The sequence below is a fragment of the Isoptericola sp. NPDC055881 genome, assembly GCF_053615895.1.
Window position 1 is genome coordinate 1 of the sequence record NZ_JBSHCR010000023.1, and the last position, 26,928, is coordinate 26,928.

Annotated in this window: 28 protein-coding genes and 1 tRNA gene; 20 read left to right on the plus strand and 9 right to left on the minus strand. The window is 72.3% G+C overall.

Annotated elements, in window-relative coordinates:
- The first annotated feature begins 83 nt into the window (after positions 1-83).
- Positions 84-1,145 carry a Gfo/Idh/MocA family protein gene (locus tag ACWGKI_RS09080; protein ID WP_452186400.1) on the plus strand — a complete coding sequence of 354 codons (1,062 nt, stop codon included), beginning with the start codon at positions 84-86 and terminating at the stop codon, positions 1,143-1,145.
- A gap of 21 nt (positions 1,146-1,166) precedes the next feature.
- On the opposite strand, the gene ACWGKI_RS09085 is transcribed toward ACWGKI_RS09080, so the two are convergent.
- On the minus strand, positions 1,167-1,577 hold the full coding sequence (locus tag ACWGKI_RS09085) for a pyridoxamine 5'-phosphate oxidase family protein (RefSeq protein WP_380240591.1): 411 nt from the start codon (positions 1,575-1,577) through the stop codon (positions 1,167-1,169).
- 177 nt (positions 1,578-1,754) lie between these two features.
- Here ACWGKI_RS09085 and tmk point away from each other — a divergent pair, with 177 nt between their 5' ends.
- The 5 genes from tmk to ACWGKI_RS09110 all read left to right on the plus strand — a co-directional run bounded on the left by tmk (position 1,755) and on the right by ACWGKI_RS09110 (position 7,610).
- A complete protein-coding gene (gene tmk, locus ACWGKI_RS09090) occupies positions 1,755-2,474 on the plus strand; it encodes a dTMP kinase (RefSeq protein WP_452186402.1) in 720 nt (239 codons plus the stop codon).
- Positions 2,471-3,622, plus strand: coding sequence for a DNA polymerase III subunit delta' (locus tag ACWGKI_RS09095; RefSeq protein WP_452186404.1), 1,152 nt, complete (start codon positions 2,471-2,473; stop codon positions 3,620-3,622). Before tmk ends, ACWGKI_RS09095 begins: the two co-directional genes overlap by 4 nt.
- A 106-nt stretch (positions 3,623-3,728) precedes the next feature.
- Positions 3,729-5,414: an enoyl-CoA hydratase-related protein gene (locus ACWGKI_RS09100; protein WP_452186406.1), complete on the plus strand. Its 1,686-nt coding sequence runs from the start codon at positions 3,729-3,731 to the stop codon at positions 5,412-5,414.
- Entirely contained in the window at positions 5,411-5,959 is a 549-nt protein-coding gene (locus tag ACWGKI_RS09105) for a hypothetical protein (protein ID WP_452186408.1), read from the plus strand. The genes ACWGKI_RS09100 and ACWGKI_RS09105 overlap by 4 nt, the downstream gene beginning before the upstream one ends.
- A gap of 46 nt (positions 5,960-6,005) precedes the next feature.
- The gene (locus ACWGKI_RS09110; RefSeq protein ID WP_452186410.1) at positions 6,006-7,610 is read left to right on the plus strand and encodes an alpha/beta hydrolase; all 1,605 of its coding nucleotides are present in this window, start codon (positions 6,006-6,008) and stop codon (positions 7,608-7,610) included.
- 18 nt (positions 7,611-7,628) lie between these two features.
- Here ACWGKI_RS09110 and ACWGKI_RS09115 read toward each other — a convergent pair whose 3' ends face one another.
- Entirely contained in the window at positions 7,629-8,534 is a 906-nt protein-coding gene (locus tag ACWGKI_RS09115) for a PrsW family intramembrane metalloprotease (RefSeq protein WP_380240578.1), read from the minus strand.
- A 190-nt stretch (positions 8,535-8,724) separates the two neighbouring features.
- Between ACWGKI_RS09115 and ACWGKI_RS09120 the strand changes: the two genes are divergently transcribed.
- A tRNA-Thr gene (locus tag ACWGKI_RS09120) sits at positions 8,725-8,797 on the plus strand.
- Between the two features lie 335 nt (positions 8,798-9,132).
- Positions 9,133-10,110: a hypothetical protein gene (locus ACWGKI_RS09125; protein ID WP_452186412.1), complete on the plus strand. Its 978-nt coding sequence runs from the start codon at positions 9,133-9,135 to the stop codon at positions 10,108-10,110.
- Between the two features lie 22 nt (positions 10,111-10,132).
- Here the strand turns inward: ACWGKI_RS09125 and ACWGKI_RS09130 are convergent, their stop codons facing one another.
- On the minus strand, positions 10,133-10,273 hold the full coding sequence (locus ACWGKI_RS09130; protein WP_452186414.1) for a hypothetical protein: 141 nt from the start codon (positions 10,271-10,273) through the stop codon (positions 10,133-10,135).
- A gap of 636 nt (positions 10,274-10,909) precedes the next feature.
- On the opposite strand from ACWGKI_RS09130, the gene ACWGKI_RS09135 reads away from it, so the two are divergent.
- The 3 genes from ACWGKI_RS09135 (at position 10,910) to ACWGKI_RS09145 (ending at position 12,132) form a co-directional block, all read left to right on the plus strand.
- Positions 10,910-11,128 carry a hypothetical protein gene (locus ACWGKI_RS09135; protein ID WP_452186416.1) on the plus strand — a complete coding sequence of 73 codons (219 nt, stop codon included), beginning with the start codon at positions 10,910-10,912 and terminating at the stop codon, positions 11,126-11,128.
- Positions 11,129-11,135: 7 nt separating this feature from the next.
- Entirely contained in the window at positions 11,136-11,780 is a 645-nt protein-coding gene (locus ACWGKI_RS09140) for a hypothetical protein (RefSeq protein WP_452186418.1), read from the plus strand.
- Positions 11,781-11,895: 115 nt separating this feature from the next.
- Positions 11,896-12,132, plus strand: a complete 237-nt coding sequence (locus tag ACWGKI_RS09145; protein ID WP_452186420.1) for a hypothetical protein — start codon at positions 11,896-11,898, stop codon at positions 12,130-12,132.
- 215 nt (positions 12,133-12,347) lie between these two features.
- Here ACWGKI_RS09145 and ACWGKI_RS09150 read toward each other — a convergent pair whose 3' ends face one another.
- Both ACWGKI_RS09150 and ACWGKI_RS09155 read right to left on the minus strand, forming a co-directional pair.
- Positions 12,348-13,178: an SDR family NAD(P)-dependent oxidoreductase gene (locus ACWGKI_RS09150; RefSeq protein WP_452186422.1), complete on the minus strand. Its 831-nt coding sequence runs from the start codon at positions 13,176-13,178 to the stop codon at positions 12,348-12,350.
- A 98-nt stretch (positions 13,179-13,276) separates the two neighbouring features.
- Entirely contained in the window at positions 13,277-13,612 is a 336-nt protein-coding gene (locus tag ACWGKI_RS09155) for a hypothetical protein (RefSeq protein ID WP_452186423.1), read from the minus strand.
- A 339-nt stretch (positions 13,613-13,951) separates the two neighbouring features.
- Here ACWGKI_RS09155 and ACWGKI_RS09160 point away from each other — a divergent pair, with 339 nt between their 5' ends.
- From ACWGKI_RS09160 to ACWGKI_RS09185, 6 genes are read left to right on the plus strand one after another with little or no spacing between them, the layout of a single operon-like run.
- Positions 13,952-16,294, plus strand: a complete 2,343-nt coding sequence (locus tag ACWGKI_RS09160) for an ROK family protein (RefSeq protein ID WP_452186425.1) — start codon at positions 13,952-13,954, stop codon at positions 16,292-16,294.
- Positions 16,294-17,223, plus strand: a complete 930-nt coding sequence (locus ACWGKI_RS09165) for an ABC transporter permease (protein WP_380240566.1) — start codon at positions 16,294-16,296, stop codon at positions 17,221-17,223. Before ACWGKI_RS09160 ends, ACWGKI_RS09165 begins: the two co-directional genes overlap by 1 nt.
- Positions 17,216-18,106, plus strand: coding sequence for an ABC transporter permease (locus ACWGKI_RS09170; protein ID WP_380240564.1), 891 nt, complete (start codon positions 17,216-17,218; stop codon positions 18,104-18,106). The genes ACWGKI_RS09165 and ACWGKI_RS09170 overlap by 8 nt, the downstream gene beginning before the upstream one ends.
- Positions 18,103-19,101, plus strand: a complete 999-nt coding sequence (locus tag ACWGKI_RS09175; RefSeq protein ID WP_380240562.1) for an ABC transporter ATP-binding protein — start codon at positions 18,103-18,105, stop codon at positions 19,099-19,101. Before ACWGKI_RS09170 ends, ACWGKI_RS09175 begins: the two co-directional genes overlap by 4 nt.
- Positions 19,082-20,134 (plus strand): ABC transporter ATP-binding protein, encoded by a 1,053-nt coding sequence (locus ACWGKI_RS09180; protein WP_452186428.1) that lies wholly within the window; start codon positions 19,082-19,084, stop codon positions 20,132-20,134. Before ACWGKI_RS09175 ends, ACWGKI_RS09180 begins: the two co-directional genes overlap by 20 nt.
- A complete protein-coding gene (locus ACWGKI_RS09185; RefSeq protein ID WP_452186430.1) occupies positions 20,134-21,720 on the plus strand; it encodes an ABC transporter substrate-binding protein in 1,587 nt (528 codons plus the stop codon). Before ACWGKI_RS09180 ends, ACWGKI_RS09185 begins: the two co-directional genes overlap by 1 nt.
- Before the next feature lie 54 nt (positions 21,721-21,774).
- Here ACWGKI_RS09185 and ACWGKI_RS09190 read toward each other — a convergent pair whose 3' ends face one another.
- Complete coding sequence (locus ACWGKI_RS09190; RefSeq protein ID WP_452186432.1) at positions 21,775-22,359, minus strand: helix-turn-helix domain-containing protein; 585 nt, start codon at positions 22,357-22,359, stop codon at positions 21,775-21,777.
- Between the two features lie 47 nt (positions 22,360-22,406).
- Here ACWGKI_RS09190 and ACWGKI_RS09195 point away from each other — a divergent pair, with 47 nt between their 5' ends.
- Both ACWGKI_RS09195 and ACWGKI_RS09200 read left to right on the plus strand, forming a co-directional pair.
- Positions 22,407-22,934 carry an N-acetyltransferase family protein gene (locus ACWGKI_RS09195; RefSeq protein ID WP_452186434.1) on the plus strand — a complete coding sequence of 176 codons (528 nt, stop codon included), beginning with the start codon at positions 22,407-22,409 and terminating at the stop codon, positions 22,932-22,934.
- Complete coding sequence (locus ACWGKI_RS09200; RefSeq protein WP_380240552.1) at positions 22,916-23,224, plus strand: DUF3467 domain-containing protein; 309 nt, start codon at positions 22,916-22,918, stop codon at positions 23,222-23,224. The genes ACWGKI_RS09195 and ACWGKI_RS09200 overlap by 19 nt, the downstream gene beginning before the upstream one ends.
- 18 nt (positions 23,225-23,242) lie before the next feature.
- Here the strand turns inward: ACWGKI_RS09200 and ACWGKI_RS09205 are convergent, their stop codons facing one another.
- The 3 genes from ACWGKI_RS09205 to ACWGKI_RS09215 all read right to left on the minus strand — a co-directional run bounded on the left by ACWGKI_RS09205 (position 23,243) and on the right by ACWGKI_RS09215 (position 26,123).
- Positions 23,243-24,634, minus strand: coding sequence for an FtsX-like permease family protein (locus tag ACWGKI_RS09205; protein WP_380240550.1), 1,392 nt, complete (start codon positions 24,632-24,634; stop codon positions 23,243-23,245).
- Complete coding sequence (locus tag ACWGKI_RS09210) at positions 24,631-25,359, minus strand: ABC transporter ATP-binding protein (protein WP_452186437.1); 729 nt, start codon at positions 25,357-25,359, stop codon at positions 24,631-24,633. Before ACWGKI_RS09210 ends, ACWGKI_RS09205 begins: the two co-directional genes overlap by 4 nt.
- A 107-nt stretch (positions 25,360-25,466) precedes the next feature.
- The gene (locus ACWGKI_RS09215; RefSeq protein ID WP_452186439.1) at positions 25,467-26,123 is read right to left on the minus strand and encodes a UdgX family uracil-DNA binding protein; all 657 of its coding nucleotides are present in this window, start codon (positions 26,121-26,123) and stop codon (positions 25,467-25,469) included.
- A gap of 118 nt (positions 26,124-26,241) precedes the next feature.
- Between ACWGKI_RS09215 and def the strand changes: the two genes are divergently transcribed.
- A complete protein-coding gene (gene def, locus ACWGKI_RS09220) occupies positions 26,242-26,928 on the plus strand; it encodes a peptide deformylase (RefSeq protein ID WP_452186441.1) in 687 nt (228 codons plus the stop codon).

Genomic DNA, 26,928 nt, shown 5'->3' on the forward strand with positions numbered 1-26,928 from the left:
GGGCGGGAATCCGAGGCCGGATTCCCGCCCTTTTCGTACCCACAACAGGGCCGGGTCTGGTGGCGGGCCGGTACGGTGTCGCCATGACCGACGTCACACCTGCCTCGTTCGCGCCCGGCCTCACCCCCGACGACCTCGTGGGGACGGTGCCGGACCCGCGCACGGCGCCCGCCGTGCGCTGGGGCGTGCTCGGCGCCGGCAACATCGCCGGGTCGTTCTCCGACGGCGTCCGCGAGCACACGGCTTCGGCCGTCGTCGCCGTCGGGTCGCGCGACGTGACGAAGGCCGAGGCGTTCGCCGCCGCGCACGCGCCGGGCGCCCGGACGCACGGCGGCTACGAGGAGCTCGTGACCGACCCCGAGGTCGACGTCGTGTACGTCGCGACGCCGCACAGCCACCACCACGAGCACGCCCTGCTCGCGGTGCGCGCCGGGAAGCACGTGCTGGTGGAGAAGGCGTTCACGCAGGACGCCGCCCAGGCGCGCGAGGTCCTCGGCGCCGCCCGCGAGGCCGGCGTCTTCGTCATGGAGGCGATGTGGACGCGCTTCCTGCCGCACGTGGCGGCGCTGCGCGGCGTCCTCGCCCGAGGCGAGATCGGGCGTGTGGTCAGCGTGATCGCGGACCACGGCCAGCACTTCCCGTTCGCCCCCGAGCACCGGCTGTACGCCCCCGGCCTCGCGGGCGGCGCGCTTCTGGACCTCGGTGTGTACCCGGTGTCGTTCGCCCACGACCTGCTCGGCGCGCCCGAGTCCGTCACCGCCGTCGGGGCGCTCACCGAGACCGGCGTGGACGGGCAGGTCGGCATGGTGCTCGGCTACCCGGAGGGCGTGCAGGCCACCCTCTCGACCACCCTCTGGTCGCGGACCGCCAACACGGCCGTGATCTCCGGGACGGAAGGCCGCATCGAGGTGGCGCGCACCTTCTACGCGCCCACGTCGTTCACCGTCGAGCGGCACGACGGCGCCACGTGGTCCTACGACGGCTTCCGCGGCGAGGGCAAGCAGTTCCAGGCCGCCGAGGTCGCGCGGCGCGTCGCGGCGGGGGAGCAGCAGTCCCCCCGCATGTCGTGGGACGGCACGCTGGAGGTCATGGACACGCTCGACGCCGTGCGGCGCCAGGTGGGCGTCGTCTACCCGGGGGAGTGAGGCCGGCGGGCCGCCCGCGCGTCAGCGGGTGAGCCGTCGCCCGCTGACGTCGGACGGGGTGATGCTCACCCAGACGTTCTTGCCGTCGTCCTGGAAGCTCGTCAGGCCGGTGGCACCGGCTGCGGCGAGCTCCGCGTCGGTCTCCAGGATCCGCGCGGTGCCCTTCACGACGACGCTCGTCGCTACGGCCTCGCCCCACTCGTCGGCCTCGAACGCCACCCGCGAGTTCACCGTGAGCTCGACCAGCTTGGTGCCCGGGCGGGTGCGGAAGTACACGACCCCGTCCGCGGCGGCGAAGTTGACGGGGAAGATCTCCGCCTCCCCGCCCACCGCCGTGGCGAGCCGGCCGACGGACTGCGTGCTCAGGAACTCCCAGCAGGCGTCCTCCGTGAGCAGGGTGACGGACGGCGTGGACGACGACTCGGCAGGCATGCGACCTCCAGGGGCGACGGGCGGTGTCCCTCCCATCGTCACGCCGCCGGGCGCCTACCGCGCGTCGGGCCGGGGTGGGGCTGGTCACGCAGCGGCACCGCGGAGCAGGAGTGCCGCCGGGCGCACGCTCCCGGCACTGCGCGGCCGGGTGTCGCCGCCACCGACTACCGTGTCTGCGTGAGCAGCGCACCTGGGTACTTCGTCTCGTTCGAGGGCGGCGACGGCGTCGGCAAGACGACGCACGTGCGCCTGCTGGGCGACTGGCTGCACGAGGTGACCGGGCGCGAGGTGGTCGTGACGCGCGAGCCGGGTGGCACCCCCCTGGGTGCCGAGCTGCGGCGTCTCGTCCTGCACGGCGACCACATGGACGCCCGCACCGAGGCGCTGCTCTACGCGGCCGACCGCGCCCACCACGTGGCGACGGTCGTGCGGCCGGCGCTGGAGCGCGGCGCGGTGGTCCTCACGGACCGCTACCTGGACTCCTCGGTGGCGTACCAGGCCGGGGGGCGCGAGCTGTCCGAGGAGGAGATCGAGGCGCTGTCGTCGTGGGCCACCCGCGACCTGCTCCCCGACGTGACGGTGCTGCTCGACCTCGACCCCGTCGTGGGTGCCGCCCGCCTGTCCGGGGAGCCGGACCGGCTGGAGCAGGCGGGCGACGAGTTCCACCGCCGCACGCGCGACACGTTCCTGCGGCGCGCCGCCGCCGAGCCGGAGCGCTGGATGGTGGTGGACGCGTCCGCGCCGCTCGACGACGTGCAGGCCCAGGTGCGGGTGGACGTCGCCGCCCGCCTCGACCTGACGCCGGTGGTCGAGGAGGCGGTGTCCGAGCCCGTCGCAGAGGCCGACGAGGACTCCCCGGCGGTTGCGCAGGACCGGACCGGCGGGGGGCGGCCATGAGCGTGTGGGACGACGTCGTCGGGCAGCCGGACGCTGTCGCGCTGCTGCGCCGGGCCGCGACCGACCCGGCCGCGATGACGCACGCGTGGCTGCTCACGGGACCGCCGGGCTCGGGCCGGTCCGTCGCCGCGCGCGCCTTCGCGGCAGCGCTGCAGTGCACGGGCACGGACGGCGAGACCGGCGGTTGCGGGCGGTGCCACGCGTGCACGACGACCCTCGCGGGCACGCACCCGGACCTCACCGTGGTGGCCACGGACAAGGTGGTCATCACCATCGACGAGGTGCGCGACCTCATCATGACCGGCGCGCGCACGCCGTCCTCGGGCCGCTTCCGCGTGATCGTCGTCGAGGACGCCGACCGCATGGCCGAGCGCACCACGAACGTGCTGCTCAAGGCCATCGAGGAGCCGCCGCCGCACACCGTGTGGGTGCTCTGCGCCCCGAGCGCGCAGGACGTGCTGCCCACCATCCGGTCCCGCTGCCGCGGCGTGGTGCTGCGGGTGCCGCCGCCCCAGGACGTCGCGGACCTGCTGGTGCGCCGCGACGGCGTGGACCCCGGCGTGGCGCTGACCGCGGCCCGCGCCGCGCAGTCCCACGTCGGGCTGGCGCGCCGCCTCGCGCGCGACGACGACGCACGACGGCGGCGCGACGCGGTGCTGGAGATCGCACGCCGCATCCGCGGGGTGGGCGACGCCGTCCTCGCGGCGGGCGAGCTCGTGGACGTCGCCAAGGCGGAGGCCGTGGCGACGACGGCCGAGCGCGACGCCGTCGAGAAGGCGGAGCTGCTGCGTGCCCTCGGCGTGCACGAGGGCGACACGCTGCCCCCGCGGCTGCGCTCGCAGCTCAAACAGCTCGAGGACGACCAGAAGCGCCGTGCCACGCGCCGCCAGCGCGACGTCCTGGACCGGTCGATGGTGGACCTGCTGTCCCTCTACCGCGACGTGCTCGTGGTGCAGCTCGGCGCCACCGTCGACCTCGTCAACGCGGAGCACGACGCGACCGTGCGGGCGCTGGCCGCCGACTCGACACCGGAGCAGACGATCCGCCGGATGGACGCGATCGGCACGGCGCGCGAGCGGCTCGAGGGCAACGTCGCGCCCCTGCTGGCGCTCGAGGCCATGACGGTCGCGCTGCGCCCGCAGGGCTGACCTGCGCGGCGACGACTCCGGGCGACAGTTGCCTGATGACCCCTTCATGCGGTGAGGTGTTCCGCGGCGGGGGCCACGGGGGCCCCGTGCCTGACTGGGGGTTGGCATGAGGATCCTGCTGCTCGTCTCGGCGTTCAACGGCCTGACGCAGCGCGTGTGGGGGCATCTGGTGGACCGGGGGCACGACGTCGGCGTCGAGCTGGCTCCCGCGTTCGGGTCGCCGGAAGAGCTCACCGCGCGCGTCGAGGAGATCGGTCCGGACCTGATCCTGGCGCCGTTCCTCAAGCACCGTGTGCCCGAGGACGTGTGGCGGCGCTGGACGACCGTCGTCGTGCACCCCGGGCCGGTCGGAGACCGGGGGCCGTCGTCGCTGGACCACGCGATCCTCGACGGGCGCGAGCGCTGGGGCGTGACCGCGCTGTCCACGGTGGAGGAGATGGACGCCGGCCCGGTGTGGGCGACGTCGACCTTCGCGATGCCGTCGCCGCCGGTCGCCAAGAGCGCCCTGTACAACGGGCTCGTCGCGGACGCCGCGATGGAGTGCGTCGACGAGGTGCTGCGGAAGCTGGCGGACGGCGAGGAGCCGGTCCCGGCGGACGCGGCGGAGCGCGAGGTGCCGGGCACGGGCGAGCTGCCGCTGCTGCGCCGGGTCGCGTTCGAGCTCGACCTGTCCCGGCCGGCGGCCGAGCTGGCGCGCATCGTCGCCGCGGCGGACGGCGCACCCGGGGCCCCCGCGACGGTGGGGGGGGCGCTGGTCTGCCTGTTCGACGCCGTGGCGACGGCCGGCTCGCTCGTCGCGGACGCCGCGCCCGGCACGGTGGTGGGCCGCGACGAGGACGCGGTGGCGCTCGCGACCGGGGACGGGACGCTCTGGGTGGGGTACGCCGCCACGCTGGCCGACAAGCGGGGCACCAAGCTGCCCGCGGCGTGGGTGCTCGACGTGGCCGGCGTGCCGTTCCATCCCGCGCCGCAGGAGCTCGCCGAGTCCGTCTACGAGCGCGACGGCGACGTCGGTTACCTGACGATCCGCTCGTACAGCGGGGCGATGCACACCGAGCAGTGCCGCCGTCTGACCACCGCCGTCGAGAAGGCGCTGACGGAGGACACGAGGGTGCTCGTGGTGCGCGGCACCGAGCACGCGTTCTCGAACGGCATCCACCTGGGCGCGATCGAGGCCGCCGACGACCCGGCCGCGGAGGCGTGGGCCAACATCCAGGCCATCGACGACCTGTGCGAGGCGATCGCGCGCGCCGACCAGCTCACCGTCGCCGCCTTCACGGCGAACGCGGGTGCGGGCGGCGTGATGACGGGCCTGTGCGCCGACGTCGTGCTCGCCCGGGACGGCGTGGTCCTCAACCCGTACTACGACATGGGCATCTTCGGGTCCGAGCTGCACACGTGGACGGTGGCGTCCCGGCTCGGCGAGGTCGACGCCGACCGGCTGCTGGGTGCGAAGCTGCCCGTGTCGGTGGCGGAGGCCGCCCGCCTCGGGCTGGTGGACGCCGTCGGGCCGCGCGACCCGCAGCAGTTCGCCGCGTGGCTGGCCGACCGCGCCGCCGCGCTGACGTCCGGGGAGGAGCGGGAGGAGGCCGTCGCCGCTGCTCGCGTGCGAGCGCCGCGCCGCCCGTTGTCCTACTACCGCACCGTCGAGCTGGCGGAGATGGCGCGCGACCTGTTCGACGACCGGCGGGGGTTCGCCGCCAAGCGCCGCGACTTCCTGCGCAAGGCCGCACCTGCCGCGACGCCGGAGCGGTTGCGGTTCGCGGACCTCCGCGAGACCGTCGCCGGGTGACCGTCCCTGTGCCTCGCGGCGCCCGTCGGCTCCTGCTGGCGGGCGTCCTGGGCGTGCTCGCCCTGGGTGTGACGGCGGCGTGCGCGTCCGGCACGCCGGGCGGCGGCGCGACGTCCGGCTCGCCGTCGGCCCCGTCCTCGGGGACGGGGGAGGAGCCGGCCGCCCCGGAGCCGGGCGAGCACGTACGCGGTCTGCCCGAGGGCGTCCAGGGCACGATGGACAGCCCTGCGGGTGCCGCCTGGTCGCCCACGCCCGGCGTGCTGCTGGTGGTGACCTACGGGTCGAGCTCGTGCCCGCTCGTCGCGGAGCCGGAGGGGCGGTGGGACTCGTCCGGCGGCACGGTGGTCGTGCCGTTCGAGGACCGGTCCGACGGGCCGTGCACGATGGACTACACGCCCACGACCAGCGCCGTCGCCCTGCCGGCTGCCGCCGACTCGGGCGAGCCGGTGTCCGTGCGGCTCGGCGACCAGGGCACGGTCGACGTCGCGCCGCGGGCCGCGGACGGCCGGACCGGGCCGGTCTCCTGGGTGGCGCGCAACGGCTGACCGGTCCCTGGACGTACCACGTGGGGGGCGACGGTAGGTTGGGCGGGTGAACTTCGACGAGCGCCGCCCGACCGCCCGCCGCACGACCACTCTTCGCCGCACCTCTCGCCGTCCGGCCGCGGTGCGCGCGTCCGCCGCCCTCGTCGCCGGGCTGCTGCTGCTCGCCGGGTGCACGACGACCCCCGCGAAGGAGCAGGCGCCCGCGGGGTCTGCGTCGGGACCGGCCGCGTCGCAGGCGCCGGACGGGTTCGAGAAGTTCTACGGGCAGACGCTGGAGTGGACCGACTGCAAGGACGGTCTGCAGTGCGCGACCGCCGCGGCGCCGCTGTCGTGGCAGGACGCGGGGGCGGGCAGCATCGAGCTCGCGCTGGTCCGCAACCCCGCCGACGGCAAGGACCCGCAGGGTTCCCTGCTGGTGAACCCGGGCGGGCCGGGGGCTTCCGGCGTCGACTTCGTGCGCAGCGACGCCTCGAACAACGGCTCGACGTTCGGCAAGAAGCTTCGCGACGCGTTCGACATCGTCGGCTTCGACCCCCGCGGCGTGCAGGACTCGACGGCGGTGAAGTGCTTCGACGACGCGCGCAAGGACGAGTCGCTCGCGAAGGACTTCGACCCGAGCACCGACGACGGGCTGGCCGCCATGGAGGCGGAGTCCCGCGCCTGGGGCGAGGCGTGCGCGAAGAACAGCGGCGACGTGCTCGGGCACGTCGACACGCAGAGCGCCGCCCGTGACATGGACATGCTGCGCGCCGTCCTCGGCGACGACCAGCTGCACTACCTCGGGTACTCCTACGGCACCCAGCTCGGGGCGACGTACGCGGGCCTGTTCCCGGACCGTGCGGGGCGTCTGGTGCTGGACGGCGCCATCGACACGACGCTCTCGTCGGACGAGATCTCCGCCGGGCAGGCGGTCGGCTTCGAGAACGCCCTGCGCGCGTACGTCGCGGACTGCCAGGCCGGGCAGGACTGCCCGCTGCCCGGGTCGGTGGACGACGGCATGCAGCGGATCCATGCGCTGTTCGACCAGACGCACGAGCGGCCCCTGCCGACGTCGGACCAGGACCGCCCCCTGACGAGCACGCTCGCGTTCTACGGCGTCGCGCTCACGCTGTACAACCAGGCGAACTGGCCGGTGCTCACGCAGGCGCTCGACGAGGCGATCAACAGCGGCACGGGCGACACCCTGCTCTACCTGGCCGACACGTACAACGACCGGAACGCGGACGGCTCGTACTCGACGAACTCGTCCGAGGCGTTCCGGGCGGTCGGCTGCCTGGACGACCGTGGCACGACCGACCCGGACGAGATGCGCGCCGAGGCGGCCGAGATCGAGAAGCAGGCGCCGACGGTGGGGGAGTTCTTCGCGTACGGGGGCACGTCGTGCGCCGACTGGCCCGTCCCGATGGCGAAGAAGGAGTACGACGTGCACGCGAAGGGCGCGGCGCCCATCGTCGTCGTCGGCACCACCAACGACCCGGCGACCCCGTACAAGTGGGCCGAGGGGCTGGCCAAGACGCTCGACTCCGGCGTGCTCGTCACCTACGAGGGCGAGGGGCACACCGCGTACTCGCCGTCGCGCCCGTGCGTGGCGGACGTCGTCGAGTCCTACCTCGTGGACGGTGACGTGCCGAAGGAGGGCACGACCTGCTGACCTCGCCCGCGGGCGGTGTCAGGCGAGCTGCTCGACCGGACGGCGCGCGCGGGACCAGTGCCGCAGGGCCAGGACGCCGAGCACGGAGATGACGGCGAGCCCCACCACGTAGAACACGGTGGACCAGGTCGACGCGTTGTCGGACGTGGCGGGCAGCAGCTGCCCGTACGCGAGCACGTAGTGCAGACCGCCGGTGACCTTGACGGCCAGCCACGCGGAGAGGAAGCCCATCGAGTCCCACAGGGCGTGCAGGCCGACGACGGTCAGGTAGGCGAGCAGCACGCCGCCGGTGAACCGGTACTTGCCGGCGGCCGAGGCGGCGCCGAAGATCGCGGCGCCCAGGATCGCCGTCCACAGCACGTGGCCGACGGGGGTGAGCAGGCCGCGCACGGCCTCAGTCTGGAGCAGCGAGTTCAGGTCGATCTGGCCGAGGCGGGTCAGGCTGGCGTTGAACGCGTAGCCGGCCGACTCGAACGCCGCGAACCCGGCGCCGACCACCGCGCCGAGCAGCGCGCCCTTGAGCCCCGTCTTCTCGGCGACGCGCGCCCCGACGACGAGGAACACGACCGCCTTGACGAGCTCCTCGATCGCGCCGACGCCCACGTAGATCCACCACGACGGCGACAGGTGCGACTCGAGGATGGACGCGCCCAGCACGCCGAAGATGCCGCCGAAGAAGAACGCCGCCAGCAGCAGCATGATGTCGATCGACCCGTAGGCCCGCTCGACGACGAACAGCACCACCGTGAACGGCACCAGGAAGCTGCCGAGCAGGATCACCGTGGGGATGAGGTTCGAGTTCTGCGTGCCGAACGTGACCGCCGCCGTGATGACCCACAGCAGCACACCGATGATGAGCGACTTCCACCACCAGCCCCGGCCTGTCGGCACGGGGACCGCCTGCGGCGCGGGGGTGGGGTGCATGGTCGTCCTCCAGACGGTTCGGCCGGGTGCCCGGCGTACGGCGGTGCGCGTGCTGGGCACGAGTATGCGGAGGTCAGCGCACGATGTCGCGTCGAAGCGGGCGTCGTGCCCGTCGTCGGTTTGGAACCCGCCGCGCACGTCAGGTACTGTGGGCGCGCTCGTTGATCCGGCAGCAGCCGGTCAGGAGCGCGCCGCCTTAGCTCAGTCGGTAGAGCGATTCACTCGTAATGAATAGGTCATCAGTTCGATTCTGATAGGCGGCTCCGACACAGAGGCCCCGGATTCTCAACGATCCGGGGCCTTCGTCATGCTCGGCGTCTGGGCCCCAGCGGGGTGCAGGTGGAACAAGTGGTGGAACATCTGCGCCGGGCGCGCCGGACCCCCACGATCTGACGGGACCTCCGGTCGGGCGTCGGGGAGCGAGTCGACAGATCCTGTAGGTCGTACAGGTCCTTGAGCGCCATCACGCGGACTTTTCACGGGTCGGGGGGAGGGTCTCGACGTGCGCGCGCAGGGTCACGACCAGATCCTAAGCGGCTCCACCGGCCGACCAGTTTCACCCAGCGGGCCGCTCGCCGGCGGTTCTAGCCTGCGACTTATGACCGACGTCGGGTTCAGCTTCCGACTCCGCTTCCGCCTGGCTGCGCCGGCGTTCGCTTATGACACAAGGTCGTTCGACCTTGGGGAGGCCCTCGGGCTAGAGGCAGGTCAGCTCGTGGTCGAGACGCTCGGGCATGGCACCAAGTTGTCGCTCGCCCGCGACCTTGTGCTGATAGGGCACGGCTACGTTGACGAGGCCGAGGCCGGGGCCGCAGGGGAGGCCTGGGCCGACACGCTGCTGGTGGCTCTGGCGTCACTCGGACTGGGCGCAGATCTTGGCGCGCGAACGACACCGATGAGCGGCGGCCTCACACGCGAGGGGTACAAGATTCTCGCGCCGCACTTCGGCTACGAGTATGACCCGGACACTCCGATCGAGGCCGAGCACCTTGGCGTGCACACGTTCAGGTCCGCCAGCCGGCCGCGGTACACGTCCGGGTCGGCAACCGCATACGTTCCGACCACGATCGAGGCGCTCGCCGAGTCGGTAGCGGCGGCCAGGCCGCCGTCGCAGAGCATCGACGACGAGATCCGAACGTCGTACGCGATGTTCTCGGCGGCAGCGACTATCGAGGACCTTGACGCTCGGCTGCTGATGCTCTCATCGGCGTTCGAGGTCCTCGTGACCCGGGCCCCTCGCTCTCCCGAGACTGTCGCCTACCTGGAAAAGTTGATCGACCAGACCCGCAAAGCAGAACTCGACCCTGAGGAGCGGGCGCTCCTGATGAGTGGTCTGAGCAGCCTCAAGACGCAGTCGATCAACCGCGCGGGGCAAGACCTGGCAGCCACACTTCGCGAGAGCGACGACGAGCGCGAGCTGGTGCGCAGGTCGTTTAAGGATGCCTACGGTGTCCGCAGCAAGCTCACGCACGGGAGCGGCACCACACGGGACCAGGTTGCAGGGGCTTGTGCTGTGCTCGAGGGCCTCCTTCGCGAGTTGCTCGGTGACCGTCTCTCCCACAAGTCGGAGGTCTAGGCCCGGCCGCGACGAACTCGTGTCACATGCGCTCCACGTCCGCTGGCAGCAGCCATGCGCCGCCGACGCCGAACCGCCGCGAGTCCACCTCGACGAGCACGAGCCGCGGCGTCCACGCGAACGCGAGCGTCTCCCTGGTCTCCTCGCCGTCGAACTCCCACACGACTCACGCGCGCACCCGGACGTGGCAGTCGCGCTGCAGGCCGCGCCGGGGGATGGGGTGCGCGTTGAGGATGCGCTGCAGTGGGTGGTCCCAGTGTTGGGCGTCCCGCCGCGCGAGGTCGCGCTCAAGGTCGTACCCGGGTTCGGTGCTCGAGGCCGTGCATGCGGCCAGCATCGCGCGAGGGCCGACAGGCGTCTGGGCTGCCGTGTGGAGAGTCGCCTGGGCCGCGGCGTTCGACCGCCCAGTTACCGGACCGGCTCCTGGTACGAGTGACGGCAGTCTGGGTTGGTGCATTCGAAGTGCATGGTCCCGACCCTGCCCGGGTCCACCAGTCGCTGGTCGTTGAGGAACGTCTTCCGCATCGGGCGACCGCAATTCGGGGGGCGCCGTAGCACCGGACCGCCGAGCCATGCCGCGGCGTACCCCAAACTACCTTGGGATTGGAGACCCATATCACATTGCAGATGTCGTACGCGGGCCCGGCGCACGGTGCAGGGTCTTGTCGCGTCGGGGATGATCTGAGATTGCACCCCGGGCCGGTGTTTACCAGGCGCGTTGTTACCAAGGACCTTTGAGGAGAATGCATTGAGGGGCCAGACCGCACTTCAACCAGCGAAGACGATCAGGGCGTCCCAGGTGACGCTCTACCTCGCAGCGGCGGGGGCGTTGGTTGCAGCGATGAACCATTTCGGCGTTGCGCACGGGTACGCCGACGGGGCTCGAAGCCTGGAGGATCTCGCGCTGGCGCTGGCAAACCAGTCGATCGGGCTTCGGTGGGCCGCTTTTTCTGGCACGCTTGCCCTCGTTTCCGCTGCTCTCGGAAAGTGGCCGATGCGAGGATCGAAGAGGAGTTGAGCTGCGCATGAGTAAAGTGATCAATCGTCACTACACCCCGATCCTTGCGGGAATGATGTCGGCAGCGTTGATAGCGGCTACCCCGGTCGCGAGCGTGGCGGCAGCCGAGGGGCATAACGGGCACCGGGGCGCCGCAACTTCGGCCGAGGTTGCGCTCGGGCAGGCGCCTGCGCATTCGGGTGACCGCATCATTGGCGGGACGACGCAGTCTACCGATCCCACCCGGGACGACTATGTGGGATCACCCGAGGTCGCATCCCCTCAGGACGGGATGCTCGGCTCGGCATACGGAAAAGGACTTACGGGGAAGTTCTCTTTCAACCTGGGCGGGATCACTTGGAGGGTCCCGACCGGCCTGATCGCACATTCAATTAAGGGTTCCGGATGCCGCATAACCCGCGAATCGGCGCGCTGGGAGCCGGTAGGCGGTATCGTCTTCGGCATGTGTAACTGGCGGATCACTTTTCAGAACCGGTATGGCTCGAAGATCTATTCGACAGTGCGGTCAAAGGTCCATGACGGATGCTCGTACATCAGGCGACCCTACTTCGCGTACGAGCCGAACAGGACGGTCAAGCGAGGGCTTCAGTGTGCACGGCTTTACGTGAACGGCTACTTTCGCGGCGAACAGTGCCACTCGATGAGCAAGTAAGGCGTCTGCACCTGCGCACTAGGCTCTCATGCGCCGGGCCTCGGCAAGGTTCATTCCCGGTCGGACCCTCCGCCAGGGGTGGCGCCCTTGTCGGTCCGCGGGCAAAGTGCGTCAGGTGAGCGGTTCCAAGGCTGGCATGCCCCGGTACCGGCGCGCCATCATCTCGGGCTTCGCGGGGGTCGTGGCGCTGTGCGTGGTCCAGTGGGACTCCCAGGACGTCGTGGCGTCCATCCGCACCATGGTGGTCTGCGCGGTGGGTGGAATCGTGGGAGTCGCGCTCGTCGTCAGCGTCATCTACATCTTCGATCGTCGCGCCGAAACACACGGGTTCCGTCGCAGCAAGCGCCTTTGAGGTACCTGTCATGAGGGTGATGAGTCTCGGCGGCACCGCGCTCCTGACCTGCTGCCGCTCACCCTGGGGGTGACGGAACGGCGATCCTCTGCTCTGGTGATGGGGTTCTTCGTGGAGGCGGCCGTTGGATTCTTCTTCTCGCCGCTGTGGGCACCCGCCCCGTACCGGCGTCAGCCGCCGATCCGACAGACGAGTGAGTTCTGCGCCGCCCTCTCTCACGCACGCATCTCGACCAGGGCGGCGGACCGTTCCCACAGCTCTCGCGCGACCCGGACGTCCCCGACCTCTCGGCTGACCTTCGTCGCGACCTTGCGGGACTCGTAGTAGGCGCCGGGCAGGAAGTCGGTGCCGGGTGCTCCTTCGGAGAGCCAGACGAGCTGGTCGGCACCCTGGTCGGCGGTAATGGTGAAGAGCCGCTTGAGGGGCCCGTGGTAGAGGTACCGCATGGCGTGGGTGGTGTCGCTGGCGAAGCCGCTCGCCACGACACCGGGGTGGAACGCGACGGCGCTGATGCCCTGGTCGCCGTACCGGCGCTGCAGCTCCTCGGTGAAGAGGATGTTGGCGAGCTTGCCGTTCCCGTAGGCCCGCAGCGGCGAGTAGCCGTGCGCGTTCTGGAGGTCGTCGAGGTCGAACCTGGCGAACCGCTTCGCCGCCACGCTCGCGGTCTGGATGACTGTCGCGCGGCTCGCGACGAGGGTCGGCACGAGCAGCGTGGTCAGCAGGAACGGTGCGAGATGGTTGACCTGGAAGGTCTTCTCGTGGCCGTCGACCGTGAGGGCGCGGTCGCCCATCATCCCGCCGGCGTTGTTGGCCAGCACGTCGATCCTCGGATGGTCGGCGGAGAGCCGGGCGGCGAGCTCGCGGACCTGTGCCAGGTCCGCGAAGTCGGCCACGAGGTGCGGTGCGCCCAGCTCGTCCGCGACGGCCCTGGTCTTGGTCGCGTTCCGCCCGACGATCACGACCTCGTGGCCGTCGCGATACAGCTGGCGCGCAGCAGCCGCGCCGATACCGTCGCTGGCTCCCGTGATGACGATGGTCTTCCGCATGGGTGTTCTCCGTCAGCCCGTTCCGGGCAAGGTCGTCGGGGTCAGGCCAGGTCGTGCCGGGGCCGGTGTCGTGCCGGTGCCGGTGCCGGTGGGGAGCCTCAGCGGAGGCGGTGAACGCCTCCACGGGAGTCGATGGCGAATTGCCCCGACCGCCGCCAGTTCAGCGTCCGGTCGCTCGCGACGACCTCCCACGGCGTCCATCCGTCGTTGTCCCGCCGACGCACGACGGCACCCGACCTGAGGCCGGCAAGCGCGATCTCCGACAAGCCCATGACGCGGTCGGGCCTGAGGCCGTTCCTGAACTGCGACTTGCGGACGCCGGCCTCGCGCAGCCGCCCCACGGCCGCCGCCTTGTCGGGGGCGACCACACCGAGCTCGGCGCGCCAGCAGGCTGCGTCCGCGTCCTCGACCGCGAAGACGAAGATCTGGTCCATCGCCGGAGTCTGCCACGCGCAGGTGAGCGACCACGAGCGCCCCACTGTCCGGGACAGGAAGTGGGGCGCTCGCGCCTCGACTGGGTGTGATCGAGGTGACCGGCCCGGGTGGCGCTGGTCCGCGACGACGACGGGCTGGCCGCCGGTACTGGGGTGAGCCGCACCGGCTCGACCACGGTAGCCCCGCAGACGACGCTCGCCGGGCTGCGTGCAGATTCTGCACGGCGGGCCGCGCACCGCGCCTCGACGTTGCCCATTGACAGCCCGCGGCGCCGGTCCCAGAATGGCGAAACTGCTTTCACAACGGTCGTGGAAGTCACTTCGGAAGTGGGTTCAAGGATGTCTGCCATCGACGTGAAGCTCGTCGCCCAGTGCCTGGCGAGCCTGCGCGACCTGGAGCGGGCGACCATCGCGGACCTCGCCGAGAGCACCGGGCTGTCGCGACCGACGGTCACCGCGGCGCTGGGCGAGCTGATGGAGTCCGGGCTGGCGGTCGAGCACGAGGCGCGGGTCGCGTCGGGCCGCCCGGCCCGCACGTTCTCGCCCGTGGCGGGCTCTCCGGTGGTCGTGGGCATCGACCTCACCCGCAGCGCGGTGCGCATCGTCGTCGCCGACCGCACCGGACGCGTGCTGGGTCGGCAGGACTCCGCGGTCGCCCCGCCCACCACCGCGCAGCCGTCGCTCGCCCCCGTCCGCGCCCTGCTGCAGCAGACCTTGGAACGGGCCGGCCACCGCCAGTCGAACGTCGCCGCCATCGGCGTCGCCATCGCCGGCCTGATCGACGAGGACGGCATCCTCGTCTCCGCCCCGCAGATCACCGAGTGGAACGGCCGCAACCTCGCCGCGATGCTCACCGAGTACTTCGGCGCGCCGGTCGTGGTGGACAACGACCTGTCCCTCGCGGCCGAGGCCGAGTCCCGCGGCGGCGCCCTCACCGACGCGGAGACCGGCGTGTACGCGCTCACCTGGCACCACGTGTCCGCGCGGGTCACGGCGGACGGCCACGTCGTGCGCGGGCGCCGGGGCCGCGCCGGGGAGGTCGGCCTGCTCCGCGCCTTCAGCGACGTGGAGGTGCCGGCCGGCCCCATCCTCGAGGCCGCGCCGAAGGTGGGCGCCGAGCTGCGCAAGCTCCGCGACGACCCGGCCGACCTGTCCGGCCTCACGGCGCTGGAGGGCCTCAGTGCCGCGATGGCGCCCGCCCTGGCCGCGCTGCTGCTCACCGTCGACCCCGACGTCATCGTCCTCGGCGGCGAGCTCGGCGAGTTCGCCGACCTCGTTGCCGGGCCGCTCGCCGACAACATCCGCACCGCCGTCACGGGCGTGCAGCCCGGCCCCCGGCTGATCCGCGGCGGCGAGCTCGGCGCGGACGCGACCGTCCTCGGCGCCCTCGGCCTGGCCTTCACCAAGCACTCCACCCGCATCTACGGGGTGCCGGACGTCCCGGCACCCGTCGTCACCATCGATCCGGAGAACGAACAGATGAGCACCGACAGCGTCGCCGAGACGACACCGTTCCGAGCCGCCGCGATCGGCATCGGCGCCCGCGCCGGCGTCGCGCTGCACGTGCAGGAGGCGGGCGGCAGCGTCGTCGCCGCCGTCGACCCCGACCCGCGCACCCACGCGCGGGCCGCGCGCCTGTTCGGGGACGTCCCCGTGTTCGCCTCCGTCAAGGAGCTCATCGCCTCCGGCCTCGAGATCGACGGCGCGTTCGTCACCACCCCGGACTTCACGCACGCCGACGTCGCCGTCGAGCTGCTCGAGGCCGGCATCGCCACCTACATCGAGAAGCCCCTCGCCATCTCCATCGAGGACGCCGACCGCATCCTCGAGGCGGGGCACCGCACCGGCACCAAGGTCTACGTCGGCCACAACATGCGGCACATGCAGGTCGTGCGGATGCTGAAGGACATCGTCGACCGGGGCGAGATCGGCGAGGTCAAGGCGATCTGGTGCCGGCACTTCGTCGGCCACGGCGGTGACTACTACTTCAAGGACTGGCACGCCGAGCGCGACAAGGCCATGAGCCTGCTCCTGCAGAAGGGCGCGCACGACATCGACGTCATGCACTGGATCGCCGGGACCTCCACCCGGTCGGTCGTCGGCGTCGGCGACCTCGCCGTCTACGACAAGGTCGACTCGCGCCGCGACAACTCCGACCGGCGGATGGGCGACTGGTTCTCCATGCAGAACTGGCCGCCGCTGGCCCAGCAGGACCTCAACCCCGTCATCGACGTCGAGGACATCTCGATGATCATGATGCGCACCGACTCGGGCGTGCTGATGAGCTACCAGCAGTGCCACTTCACCCCGGACTACTGGCGCAACTACACGGTGATCGGCACCGAGGGCCGCATCGAGAACTTCGACGACGACGCCGGCGGCGAGATCCGGGTGTGGAACCAGCGCAGCGACTACCTCGAGAAGGGGCACGTGCGCTACCCGATCGAGGACGGCGGCGATGGCGGCCACGGCGGCGCCGACCCGCTCACGGTCGCCGAGTTCGTCGAGTTCGTGCGCCGTGGCACCCCCACCGACACGAGCCCGGTCGCGGCGCGGGACGCCGTCGCCGCGGGCGTCGGCGGCGCGCTGTCGATCCGCGCGGACTCCACGCCGTTCGAGATCCCCCAGCTCCCCGCCGAGCTGCTCGACTACTACGCGGCGCACCAGCCCGCCCGGCGCTGATGGGGCGGTACGCGCTGCGGCGCATCCTCATGATGGTCCCGACGCTCGTCGGGTCGACGTTCCTGGTCTACCTGCTGGTGTTCCTCATCCCGGGTGACCCGGTCACCCGGCTGGCCGGCGGCGAGAAGCGGCTCTCGGACTCGACGATCGCCGCCATCCGCGACCAGTACAACCTGGACGACCCGTTCTTCGTCCAGTACGCGAAGTACCTGTGGGGCGTGCTGCACGGCAACTTCGGGCACGACTTCAACGGCAACTCCGTGTCCGCCCTGATCGCGACGGCGCTGCCCTACACCCTGGTGCTCGCGCTGACCGCGTTCGTGCTCAAGCTCGTCATCGGCGTGTGCCTGGGCGTCTGGGCCGGGCTGCGGCAGGGGAAGCTGCCGGACAAGTTCAACCTGTTCTTCACGATCTTCTTCCTGGCGGTGCCCGGCTTCATCATCGCGTACTTCTCGCAGTACGTGTTCGGCATCAAGCTGCACTGGCTACCGATCTCCGGGGTGCAGGCCGGGTTCCCGCTCGCGTTCGTCATGCCCGCCCTGGTCCTCGCGCTGGAGACCGCGTCCCCGCTCGCGCGGCTGAGCCGTACGAGCCTCGTCGACACGATGCGGTCCGACTACATCGTCACGGCCACCGCGAAGGGGATCGGACCCCACCGGATCATGTGGGTGCACGCGCTGCGCAACGCCTTCATGCCGGTCGTGACCTACCTCGGGCTGAGCATGGCGGCCCTGCTGGGCGGGTCGGTGCTCATCGAGACGATCTTCAACCTGCCCGGCCTCGGCGGCACGCTCGCCCGCGCCATCGACACCCAGAACGGCCCGGTCGTCGTCGGTGTCTCCGTGTTCCTCCTGCTGTTCTACCTGGTCGCGGCCCTCGTCGTGGACCTGCTCTACCCGATCATCGACCCGAGGGTGCGTCATGTCTGACCCCACCATCGCGCCGCCCGCGGCAAGGACGCGCCAGGGCCGCCCGCGCAGCGGCCTGCGCACCCTGTGGAAGAGCCCCTGGTTCGACCTCGCGGCGCTCATCATCGTCGTCGTCGTGCTCATGGCGCTGTTCCCGTCGCTGTTCACGCAGCTCGACCCCCGCGACTGCGACCTGTCGCAGTCCCGCCTCGGCCCGGCGCCGGGACACCCCATGGGCTTCGACATCCAGGGCTGCGACTACTGGTCGAACGTCGTCCACGGCGCGCGCACCTCGCTCGAGGTCGGCGTCTACACCGCGGCGATCTCGTTCCTGATCGCGCTCGTCGCGGGGTCGCTCGCCGGCTACTTCGGCGGGGTCGTGGACACGGTCATCTCGTGGACGTCGAACGTGATCCTCGGCATCCCGGTCGGCATCGCCAGCCTGGTGATCCTGTACCAGTTCCGCTCGCGCACGGTGTGGACGATCGTCCTCGTCCTCGTGCTGTTCAGCTGGGCCGCGACCATGCGCTACATGCGCAGCTCGGTCATGCAGGTCAAGAACCTGGAGTTCATCCAGGCGGCCCGCGGCCTGGGCGTCGGTCCGTGGCGCATCCTCGGCTCCCACGTCATTCCCAACGCCGTCACGCCGCTGATCGTCATGACGACGCTGTCGGTCGGTGCGGGCATGGCCGCCGAGGCCGGGTTCTCCATCCTGGGCGTCGGGCTCAAGCTGCCCGCCTTCTCCTGGGGCATCCAGATCGCGCTCGCGAGCCAGGACGGCAACTGGCAGATCGCGCCGCTGCTGATGTTCTTCCCCGCGCTGATGCTCGGGCTCACCACGCTCGCCTTCGTCGTGCTCGGCGAGAGCCTGCGCGACGCCCTCGACCCGAAGGCCCGCCGATGACCCCGCTCCTCGACGTCCAGAACCTGTCCCTCGAGTTCCGCTCGCCGGGCAACCCGCCGGTCGCGGCGCTGCAGGACGTGAGCTTCACGCTCCACCGTGGCGAGACGCTCGCCGTCCTCGGCGAGTCCGGGTCCGGCAAGAGCATCACCGCCAAGGCGATCATGGGCATCCTGCCCAAGCCGGCGTCGCGCATCACCGGCGGCCGGATCATGTTCGACGGCGACGACCTGCTCACCCTCCCCGCGCCGCGCCTGCGCCGCGTGCAGGGCGCCCGCATCGCGATGGTGTTCCAGGACGCGCTGAGCGCGCTCAACCCCGTGCAGACCGTGGCCACCCAGATCGCCGAGCTCTACCGCGTGCACCGCGGGATGGGGAAGAAGCAGGCGCACGCCGCCGCCGTCGACATGATGCGCGCGGTGCGGATCCCCGACGCGGCGCACCGCGCCGACGACTACCCCTTCCAGTTCTCCGGCGGGATGCGCCAGCGCATCATGATCGCGATGGCGCTCGCGCTCGACCCCGACATCCTCATCGCGGACGAGCCGACGACCGCCCTCGACGCCACCGTGCAGGCGCAGATCCTGGACCTGCTCGGGGAGATCACCGAGCGGCGCCAGATGGCGCTGCTGATGATCACCCACGACCTCGGCGTCGCCGGACAGCTCGCCGACCGGGCGCTCGTCATGTACGCGGGACGGGTCGCCGAGTCCGGCCCCATCGACACCCTGTTCGACCACCCCGCGCACCCCTACACCCAGGGCTTGCTGGGTTCCATCCCGAGCGCCGCGCACCGCGGCGGCGACCTGCCGACGATCCAGGGGCTGCCGCCCGACATCGCCCGCCGGCCGCCCGGTTGCAGCTTCAACCCGCGCTGCGGGTACGCCACCGACCGGTGCCGCACCGCGCTGCCCGTCCTGGACGCCTTCACGCCGGACCGCGCCGCGGCCTGCCACCACAAGGAGGAGGTGATCGCCCGTGCCGTTGTTGGAGCTTGAGTCGGTGCGCCGCTTCTACAAGCAGAAGCACACGATGTTCTCGCGCGGGGCGCACGGGCAGGTCCGGGCCGTGGACGGCGTGGACTTCACGGTCGCCGAGGGCGAGACGGTCGGCCTGGTGGGCGAGTCCGGGTGCGGCAAGTCCACGCTCGCGCGCATCATCTGCGGCCTGGAGGCGCCCAGCGAGGGCACCGTCCGCTGGAACGGCGCCGACGTCGGTGCGATGTCGCACGCCGACCGCAAGACGCTGCTGCACCGCGAGGTGCAGATGGTGTTCCAGGACCCGCACGCCTCGCTGGACCCGCGCCGTTCGGTCGGGCAGTCGATCGCGGAGGGCGTCACGACGCACCGGCTGCTGCCCGCGTCGAAGGTCGACGCCCGGGTGGGCGAGCTCCTCACCCAGGTCGGCCTGAACCCCGAGCACGCGCACCGGTACCCGCACGAGTTCTCCGGCGGCCAGCTGCAGCGCATCGGCATCGCGCGGGCGCTCGCCGTCGAGCCGAAGCTGCTGGTGTGCGACGAGCCGGTCTCGGCCCTCGACATCTCGGTCCGCGCGCAGGTGCTCAACCTGCTGAACCGCCTCAAGCGGGAGCTCGGGCTGTCGATCATCTTCATCGCGCACGACCTCGACGTCGTCCAGCACATGTCCGACCGCATCGTGACGATGTACCTCGGCAAGGTCGTCGAGCAGGGGGACTGCGACGACGTCTACGGCGCCACCGCCCACCCGTACACGCGGGCCCTGCTCTCGGCGATCCCGCGCAAGCTCGCGCCGGGGGAGCACCTCGAGCGGGTGGTGCTCGAGGGCGACCCGCCGTCGCCGATCGACCCGCCGCCGGGCTGCCCGTTCCACACCCGCTGCTACGCGGCGGTCGAGCGGTGCGCCACCGACGTGCCCGACCTGCGGTCCGTCCCGGGCGGACGCCCGGCGCACCACGCCTCCTGCCACCTCGCTGAGCAGATCACGCGCTCCCGCGTCGGCATGGTCACCACGCTTCCCTCCTCCCTCACCCTGTCCGAAAGGAACCACTGATGAACCGTAGGAGCAGCCGCATCGCGGTCGGCATCGTCGCCGCCGCTGCGTGCGCCTCGATGCTGTCCGGCTGTCTCGGCGAACCCGCCGAGACCGCCGACGGGACGACGTCCATCGTCGCCGTGAACAACGGCGAGATCGGCCGCATCACCGGCGCCCAGAACCCCGGCAGCCAGATCGCGATGGCGCTCTGCGAGCCGCTGACCGGCATCGACGAGGACGGCAAGGTCTTCATGCGCGGCGCCGAGTCGCTCGAGAGCGACGATCAGGTCACCTGGACCGTCAAGGTGGCCGCCGGCCACACCTTCTCGGACGGCACGCCGATCACGGCGAAGACGTACGTCGACACGTTCAACTTCGTCGGCGCCGGCGCCAACGCGATGCCCTCGAACTACGCCTACGGCCCGATCAAGGGCTACGACGAGCTGAACCCCGCGAAGGGCAAGGCGAAGGCGACCGAGTTCTCCGGCATCACGCTCGTGGACGACAGCACGTTCACGATCGAGATGAAGTCGCCCAACAACGACGTGCCGTACATCCTGTCGCAGCTGGCCTTCTGCCCGATGCCCGAGAGCGCGTTCGCCGACCCCGTCGCCTACGACAAGAAGCCGGTCGGCAACGGCGTCTACACGCTCGAGAAGCTCGACCCGCAGGTCGAGGCCGTGCTGAAGAAGGACCCGAAGTACCAGGGCTGGGTGCCCGACGGCGCGGCCGACCAGATCACCTTCCGCGTCTACACCGACACCAACACGGCCTACCAGGACGTCGTCGCCGGCAACGCCGACGTGCTGCGCAGCCTGCCGCCGGGGCTCATCGCGCAGGGGCGCAACTCGCTCGGCGAGGAGGGGCTCACCGCGATCGACCGCAACACGCTGGAGACCTACTTCACCTGGCCGACCTACCTCGACGACACGTTCCCGAAGGAGGTGCGCCAGGCGTTCTCGATGATCGTCGACCGCGAGACCATCTCGAAGGACCTGTTCAAGGACGCGACCGTCCCCGCCGGCTCCCTCATGCCGAACTCGGTGTCCGCCTACCGGGAGGACGCCTGCGGCCAGTACTGCACCTACGACCCGGAGGCCGCCAAGGCGCTCGTCAAGAAGTCGGGCTTCACGGGGACCATCCCGCTGAGCTACTCCTCGGAGAACACCACCGACGCCGCGACGGCCCTCGCCGTGTCCAACTCCGCCAAGGAGATCGGGCTCACCGTCGAGCCGAAGCCGGTGCCCGCGGCCGCCCTGTCCGAGACGATCAACTCGTACAAGCTCGACGGGCCCGTCATCCAGCTGTGGGGCTCGTCGTTCCCCGCGGCGTCCGAGTGGATCGCGTCAGTCTACGTCGACGCGAACTACCGCCTGAAGTACAGCGACCCCGTGGGCCAGGCCGCCGTCGACGCCGCGCTCGCCGCGCCGACCCAGGACGCCGCGGACGTCCTGTGGAAGAAGGCGGAGGACCGCATCCTCGCCGACCAGGTCATCCAGCCGCTCTACCAGCAGGTGATGTACGTCGCGCACACGAAGTGCGCGACCCCGCACGCCGCGGGCGGCGACATGCAGATCTACCGCACCGAGGTCACCTGCTCCTGAGCGGGCGACCGCCGAAGGGCCGGACGGGGTTCCCGTCCGGCCCTTCGGTCGCGCTCAGCGCGCGCGGCGCGGGCCGGCGAGCTTGTCGAGGACGACGAGGTAGCGGCACGGCGCGCCCGACGCGTTGACGAAGGTGCAGTCGGCGGGAGGCCCCAGCTGGAGGCAGTCGCCCGCGCCCAGCTCGTGCACCGTGCCGCCCTCGACGAACCGCAGCGCGCCGTCCAGCACCCAGATCTGCTGGTCGGCGAAGCGGTAGGCCTCGGCGGGGTAGGCGACCTCCGCGCCGGGCGGGAGCTCGACCTCGACGAGCTCGAGCGAGGCGCTCGCCGGCGGGGAGACCGCGCGGCGCACGTACCCGGTCTCGCCGTCCGTCCAGACGGGCTGCTCGGCGCGGCGTGCCAGGCGGCGGGTGTCGCCCTCGGCACGGGCGACGAGCTCTGAGAGCGTCATGCCCAGCGCGGCCGAGAGGCGCCCGAGCAGCGCGGCGGTGGGCTGCGCCTCGGCGCGCTCGACGCGGGAGATCATCGCCCGCGAGACGCCGGAGGCCTCCGCGAGCGCCGCGACGGTCATCCCGCGGGCGACCCGGGCGGACTGCACGGTGCCGGCGAGCGCGGCGCCGAGGTCGTGGTCGGCCGTCATACGGCCCCGCCGGATACGATAAGAAGCACGACGTCTACTATATGCGCATGATCCTTCGCGACGCGCGCGACACCGACCTCGACGGCATCCTGACCATCCACAACGCCGCCATCCGCTCGTCGACGGCGATCTGGACGGACGACGAGGTGCCGCGCGACGAGCGTGCCGCCTGGTTCGCGGCGCAGCGCGCCGCCGGCAACCCGGTCCTCGTGGCGGACCACGACGGCGCCGTGGCCGGGTACGCCACCTACGCCCAGTGGCGCGCCAAGGCCGGGTACCGGCACACCGTCGAGGACTCGGTCTACGTCGCGGACGGGTTCCAGGGCCGCGGCCTGGGCCGGGCGCTCATGACCGAGCTCGTCGCCCGGGCGCGGGCCGCGGGCCACCACGTGATGCTTGCCGACATCGAGGCGGGCAACGCCGCCTCGGTCCGGCTGCACGAGTCGCTCGGGTTCACCCACGTGGGGCGCCTGCCGGAGATCGGCACCAAGTTCGGACGGTGGCTCGACCTGGCCGTCCTCGCCCTGCCGTTGCAGGGCGGTGGGAAGGTGGACCCATGGCGAGCAACGAGGTGAAGTTCCAGATCGACGTGCCCTCCGACCTGGAGGGCGGGGTCCCGGCGGACTTCGCGTCCCTGTGGCACACGTCGACGTCGTTCGTCATCGACTTCGTGGCGGCGACGAAGCCGCCGCAGCCGGTGACCGACCCGGAGACGGGGGCGGTCACCGGCCGGGTGGTGCCCGGGCGGGTGGTGTCGCGCGTGCGCATCCCGCCGCAGCAGGTGTTCGAGCTCGCGCGGGCGCTCACCCAGCAGCTCGACGCCTGGGAGCGGGAGACGGGCAAGAAGACCGACGGGGGAGCCTGACCCCCGCCGGCCGGCCCGTCAGAGCGCGCGCTCGGGCCGGGCGAGGATGCCCGGCACGAGCCGCGCGCTGAGCGCCGCAGCCCCGCGCACCGCGAGGAAGCCGAGCGCGAACACGGCCAGCGCGGTGACCACGGCGACCGGCTGGATGAACACCGCCATCCCGACCAGCGGGAAGATCAGCACGGCCGCGCACAGCGCCGAACCGCCCGCCACCATCCACAGGGCCGACATCACGGCGCGGCGGGACGCCTCGCTCATCACCGAGCGCGGCACGCCGAGCCGGTCGAGCGACACGTGCACCGCGGCCCGGTCGAGCGTCGCGGCGGCCTGGTTGATGGCCACCGAGCAGGCCACCATGAGGAACGACCCGGCCACGGTGACGAGCACGCCCGTCGAGATGTCGTGCATGAGCCAGCGCGCGTCGTCGTCCATCTCGACCGTCGTCCCTTGGTTCGCGAGCGCCAGGCCGACCGCGCCGAACACGCCGACGAAGCTCGTCATGGCGACCCCGCTGACCTGACGCCACGCCGCCTTCGGGTCCTCCAGGATCATGCGCGCGGCGAGCAGGCGCGGCACCGTGGCCGCCTTGCGCGCCTGCCGGCGGGCGCGCACCCGCACGAACCAGGGGCCCAGGGCGTCGAGGGCCAGCAGCATGCCGCCGAAGATCGCGGCGAGGGTGCCGACGATGGCGACGATGCCGCCCAGCTCCCCGAGCGTGCCCAGCACCTGCATGAGGGCGAGACCGCCGAGGAGCACGCCCACCGCGATCACGACGCGCACCCAGTGCGCGGTGCCCGGGCGCTGCCGGGTGCGGACGCCGAGCGGCGTCACGACGACGGCCCGCAGGCCGACGACGGCGCTCCCGGCGGCCAGCAGCGCGACGGCGAGCACGGCGAGCGGCAGCCACCACCACGGCACCCACATCTGCGACCCGAGCGCCTCGCCACGGAAGTGCAGCAGGCCCACCAGCGGCGCGGTGACCGCGTAGACGACGACGCCGAGCACGGCACCCACCAGGGCCGTCACGGCCGCCTCGAGCACGGTGAGCACGGTGATGGTGCCGGTGGTGGCACCCAGCAGCCGCAGCGACGCGAGGCGCTCGTCGCGGCGTCGGGCCGCCAGGCGCGCGGCGGACGCCCCGACGGTGGCCAGCGGCACGAGGAGCAGCACGACGGCGATGACGGCGAGCGTCGCGTACGTCGAGGCGAGCTCGTCGTGCCAGCCGAAGAACGCCTGCGCGCCGCCCAGCACGATGAGCAGCAGGGCGGTGACGACGGCGAAGCTCACCACGGGCAGCGCGGTCGCGAGGCGGTCGCCGTCGCGGCGGCGCGCGAACAGGGGCGCGAGGTGGACCGCCGTGGTGAACGGGCCTGCCGCGCGGGCACCGGGGACGGCGGGGGCGGCGGTCATCGGGCGACCTCGGTGGCGTCCGCCGGGGCGGCGGCAGGGGAGCCCGTGTCCGAGACGACGCGCCCGTCGCGCAGCACGACGGTGCGGGCGCAGCGGCGCGCGACGTCGGCGTCGTGCGTGACGACGACGAGGGTGCGGCCGGCCTGCGTGGCCGAGAGCAGCAGGTCGAGGACCTCGACCGACGTGGCCGAGTCGAGCGCCCCGGTGGGCTCGTCCGCGAAGATGAGGCGGGCGCCGGTGACCTGGGCGCGCGCGATCGCGACGCGCTGCGCCTGCCCGCCGGACAGCTCGCCCAGCCGTCGCTGCTCCAGCCCGGCCAGACCCAGGTACTGGAGCCACTGCGCGGCCTCCGCCTCGGCCTGGCCGCGCGGCACCCCGCCCAGCATGCGGGCCACGGCCACGTTCTCCAGCGCCGTCAGCTCGTCGAGCAGCAGCCCCTGCTGGAAGACGAACCCGAGCTCTTCGCGCCGCAGCCGGGAGCGGCCCGCGTCGTCGAGCGACTCGACCCGCACCGGGCCGCCGGCGGACGCGAACGTCACCGAGCCGCCCGTCGGCCGCAGGATGCCGGCGAGGCAGTGCAGCAGCGTCGTCTTCCCGGAGCCGGAGGCGCCCATGACGGCGACCGACTCGCCCGCGGCGATGTCGAGGTCCACCGCGTCGAGGGCGGGCGTGACCCCGCCGGGGTACTGCATCGTCAGGCCGCGCGCGCTCAGCAGAGGTGTCATGTCACCACCCTCGCGCCCAGCCGCGGCCCGGCGCGTCGGACCAGGAGCGGATCCGCGGTCGTCGCGGGTCCCCCTGCGGTATGACATGCGCTCAGGGTGCCCCGCGGTCAGGTGTCACGAGCCGCCCGCGCGGCGGTCGCGAGGTCCGCGACCAGGGCGGCGAAGGCCTCGTCCCAGCCGGACCGGTCCCGCAGGCGCAGCAGCGCCGACGGGTGGGTGGTCACGACGACGGCCGCACCGTCCTCCGGCGCGTCCAGGACACGACCGCGCAGCTCGCCGACCCGGGCCGGCCGGCCCAGCACCGCGCGGGCCGCCGTCGAGCCGAGGGCGACGACGACGCGCGGGCGGACGGCGGCCAGCTCCGCCTCGAGCCACGGCAGGCAGGCGCGCACGTGCGCGACGGCCGGGGTCTTGTGCAGCCGGCGCCGGCCGCGCTCGGGCAGCTCGACGTGCCGGAAGTGCTTGACCGCGTTGGTCAGGTAGACGGTGCCCACGTCGATCCCGGCGGCCTCGAGCGCGTCCTCGAGGACCCGGCCGGCGGGTCCGACGAACGGCTCGCCCTCCCGGTCCTCGCGGTCGCCGGGCTGCTCGCCCACCAGCACGAGCGCCGCGTCGGGCGGGCCGGACGAGAACACGATCTGGGTGGCGTCGTGCCACAGCTCGCACCCCCGGCACTCCCGCGCCGCGCGGGCGAGCCGGCCGACGTCGGGCGCGTCGCCGGGCACCCAGCGCCCGGCGCCGGGACGGTCGGTGGGGCGGGCCACGGGTTCCTCCGGGGGTCGACGGCGGCGGCACCGCCAGGATCGCGCCCGCGCCCGGTGCTCGCCCCTCGCCGCCCACGGCCGGCGCGGGTGCCCCCCGACCTGAAATAGGCTCGGCGGCATGGCTTGGAGCTTCGGTCGTCGTCGGCCCACCACGTACCTGCTGGGCGAGCCGGTCGACCCGTACCCCGCTCAGGCGCCCGAGGCCGCGCGCGGCCGGGTGCTGCGGATCACCGAGATCGGGGAGCCCGTGCTGCACGCCCCGGCCGCGACGGTCGAGGAGTTCTCGACGCCGGAGCTCGCGCGCCTGATCGACGACATGTTCGCCACGATGGAGAACGCCGAGGGCGTGGGCCTCGCAGCCCCGCAGGTCGGCGTCGGGCTGCGCCTGTTCGTCTACGACGTCACCGACGAGAGCGGCGACCGGCACGTGGGGCACGTCGTGAACCCGGTGCTCGAGGTCGACACCGAGGCGGAGCCCGAGACCGAGGACGAAGGGTGCCTGTCCGTGCCGGGCGCGTACGAGCCGCTGGAGCGGCCGGGTGCTGCGACCGTGCGGGGCGTCGACCAGCACGGCGGGCCGGTGCAGCTCTCCGGCAGCGGGTTCCTGGCCCGCGCGTTCATCCACGAGGCGCAGCACCTGGACGGCACCCTGTACTGGGACCACCTGTCGCCCGACCTGCAGGCCGACGCGCTGCGCCAGCGCGACGAGGAACGGCCCGACATCCTCGCCGGCCGCCACGAGCTCGCCGTCGAGCTGGGCAAGAAGCCGGCCGACTACCCCGAGCGGCCCGCCGGCGGCCGCTGA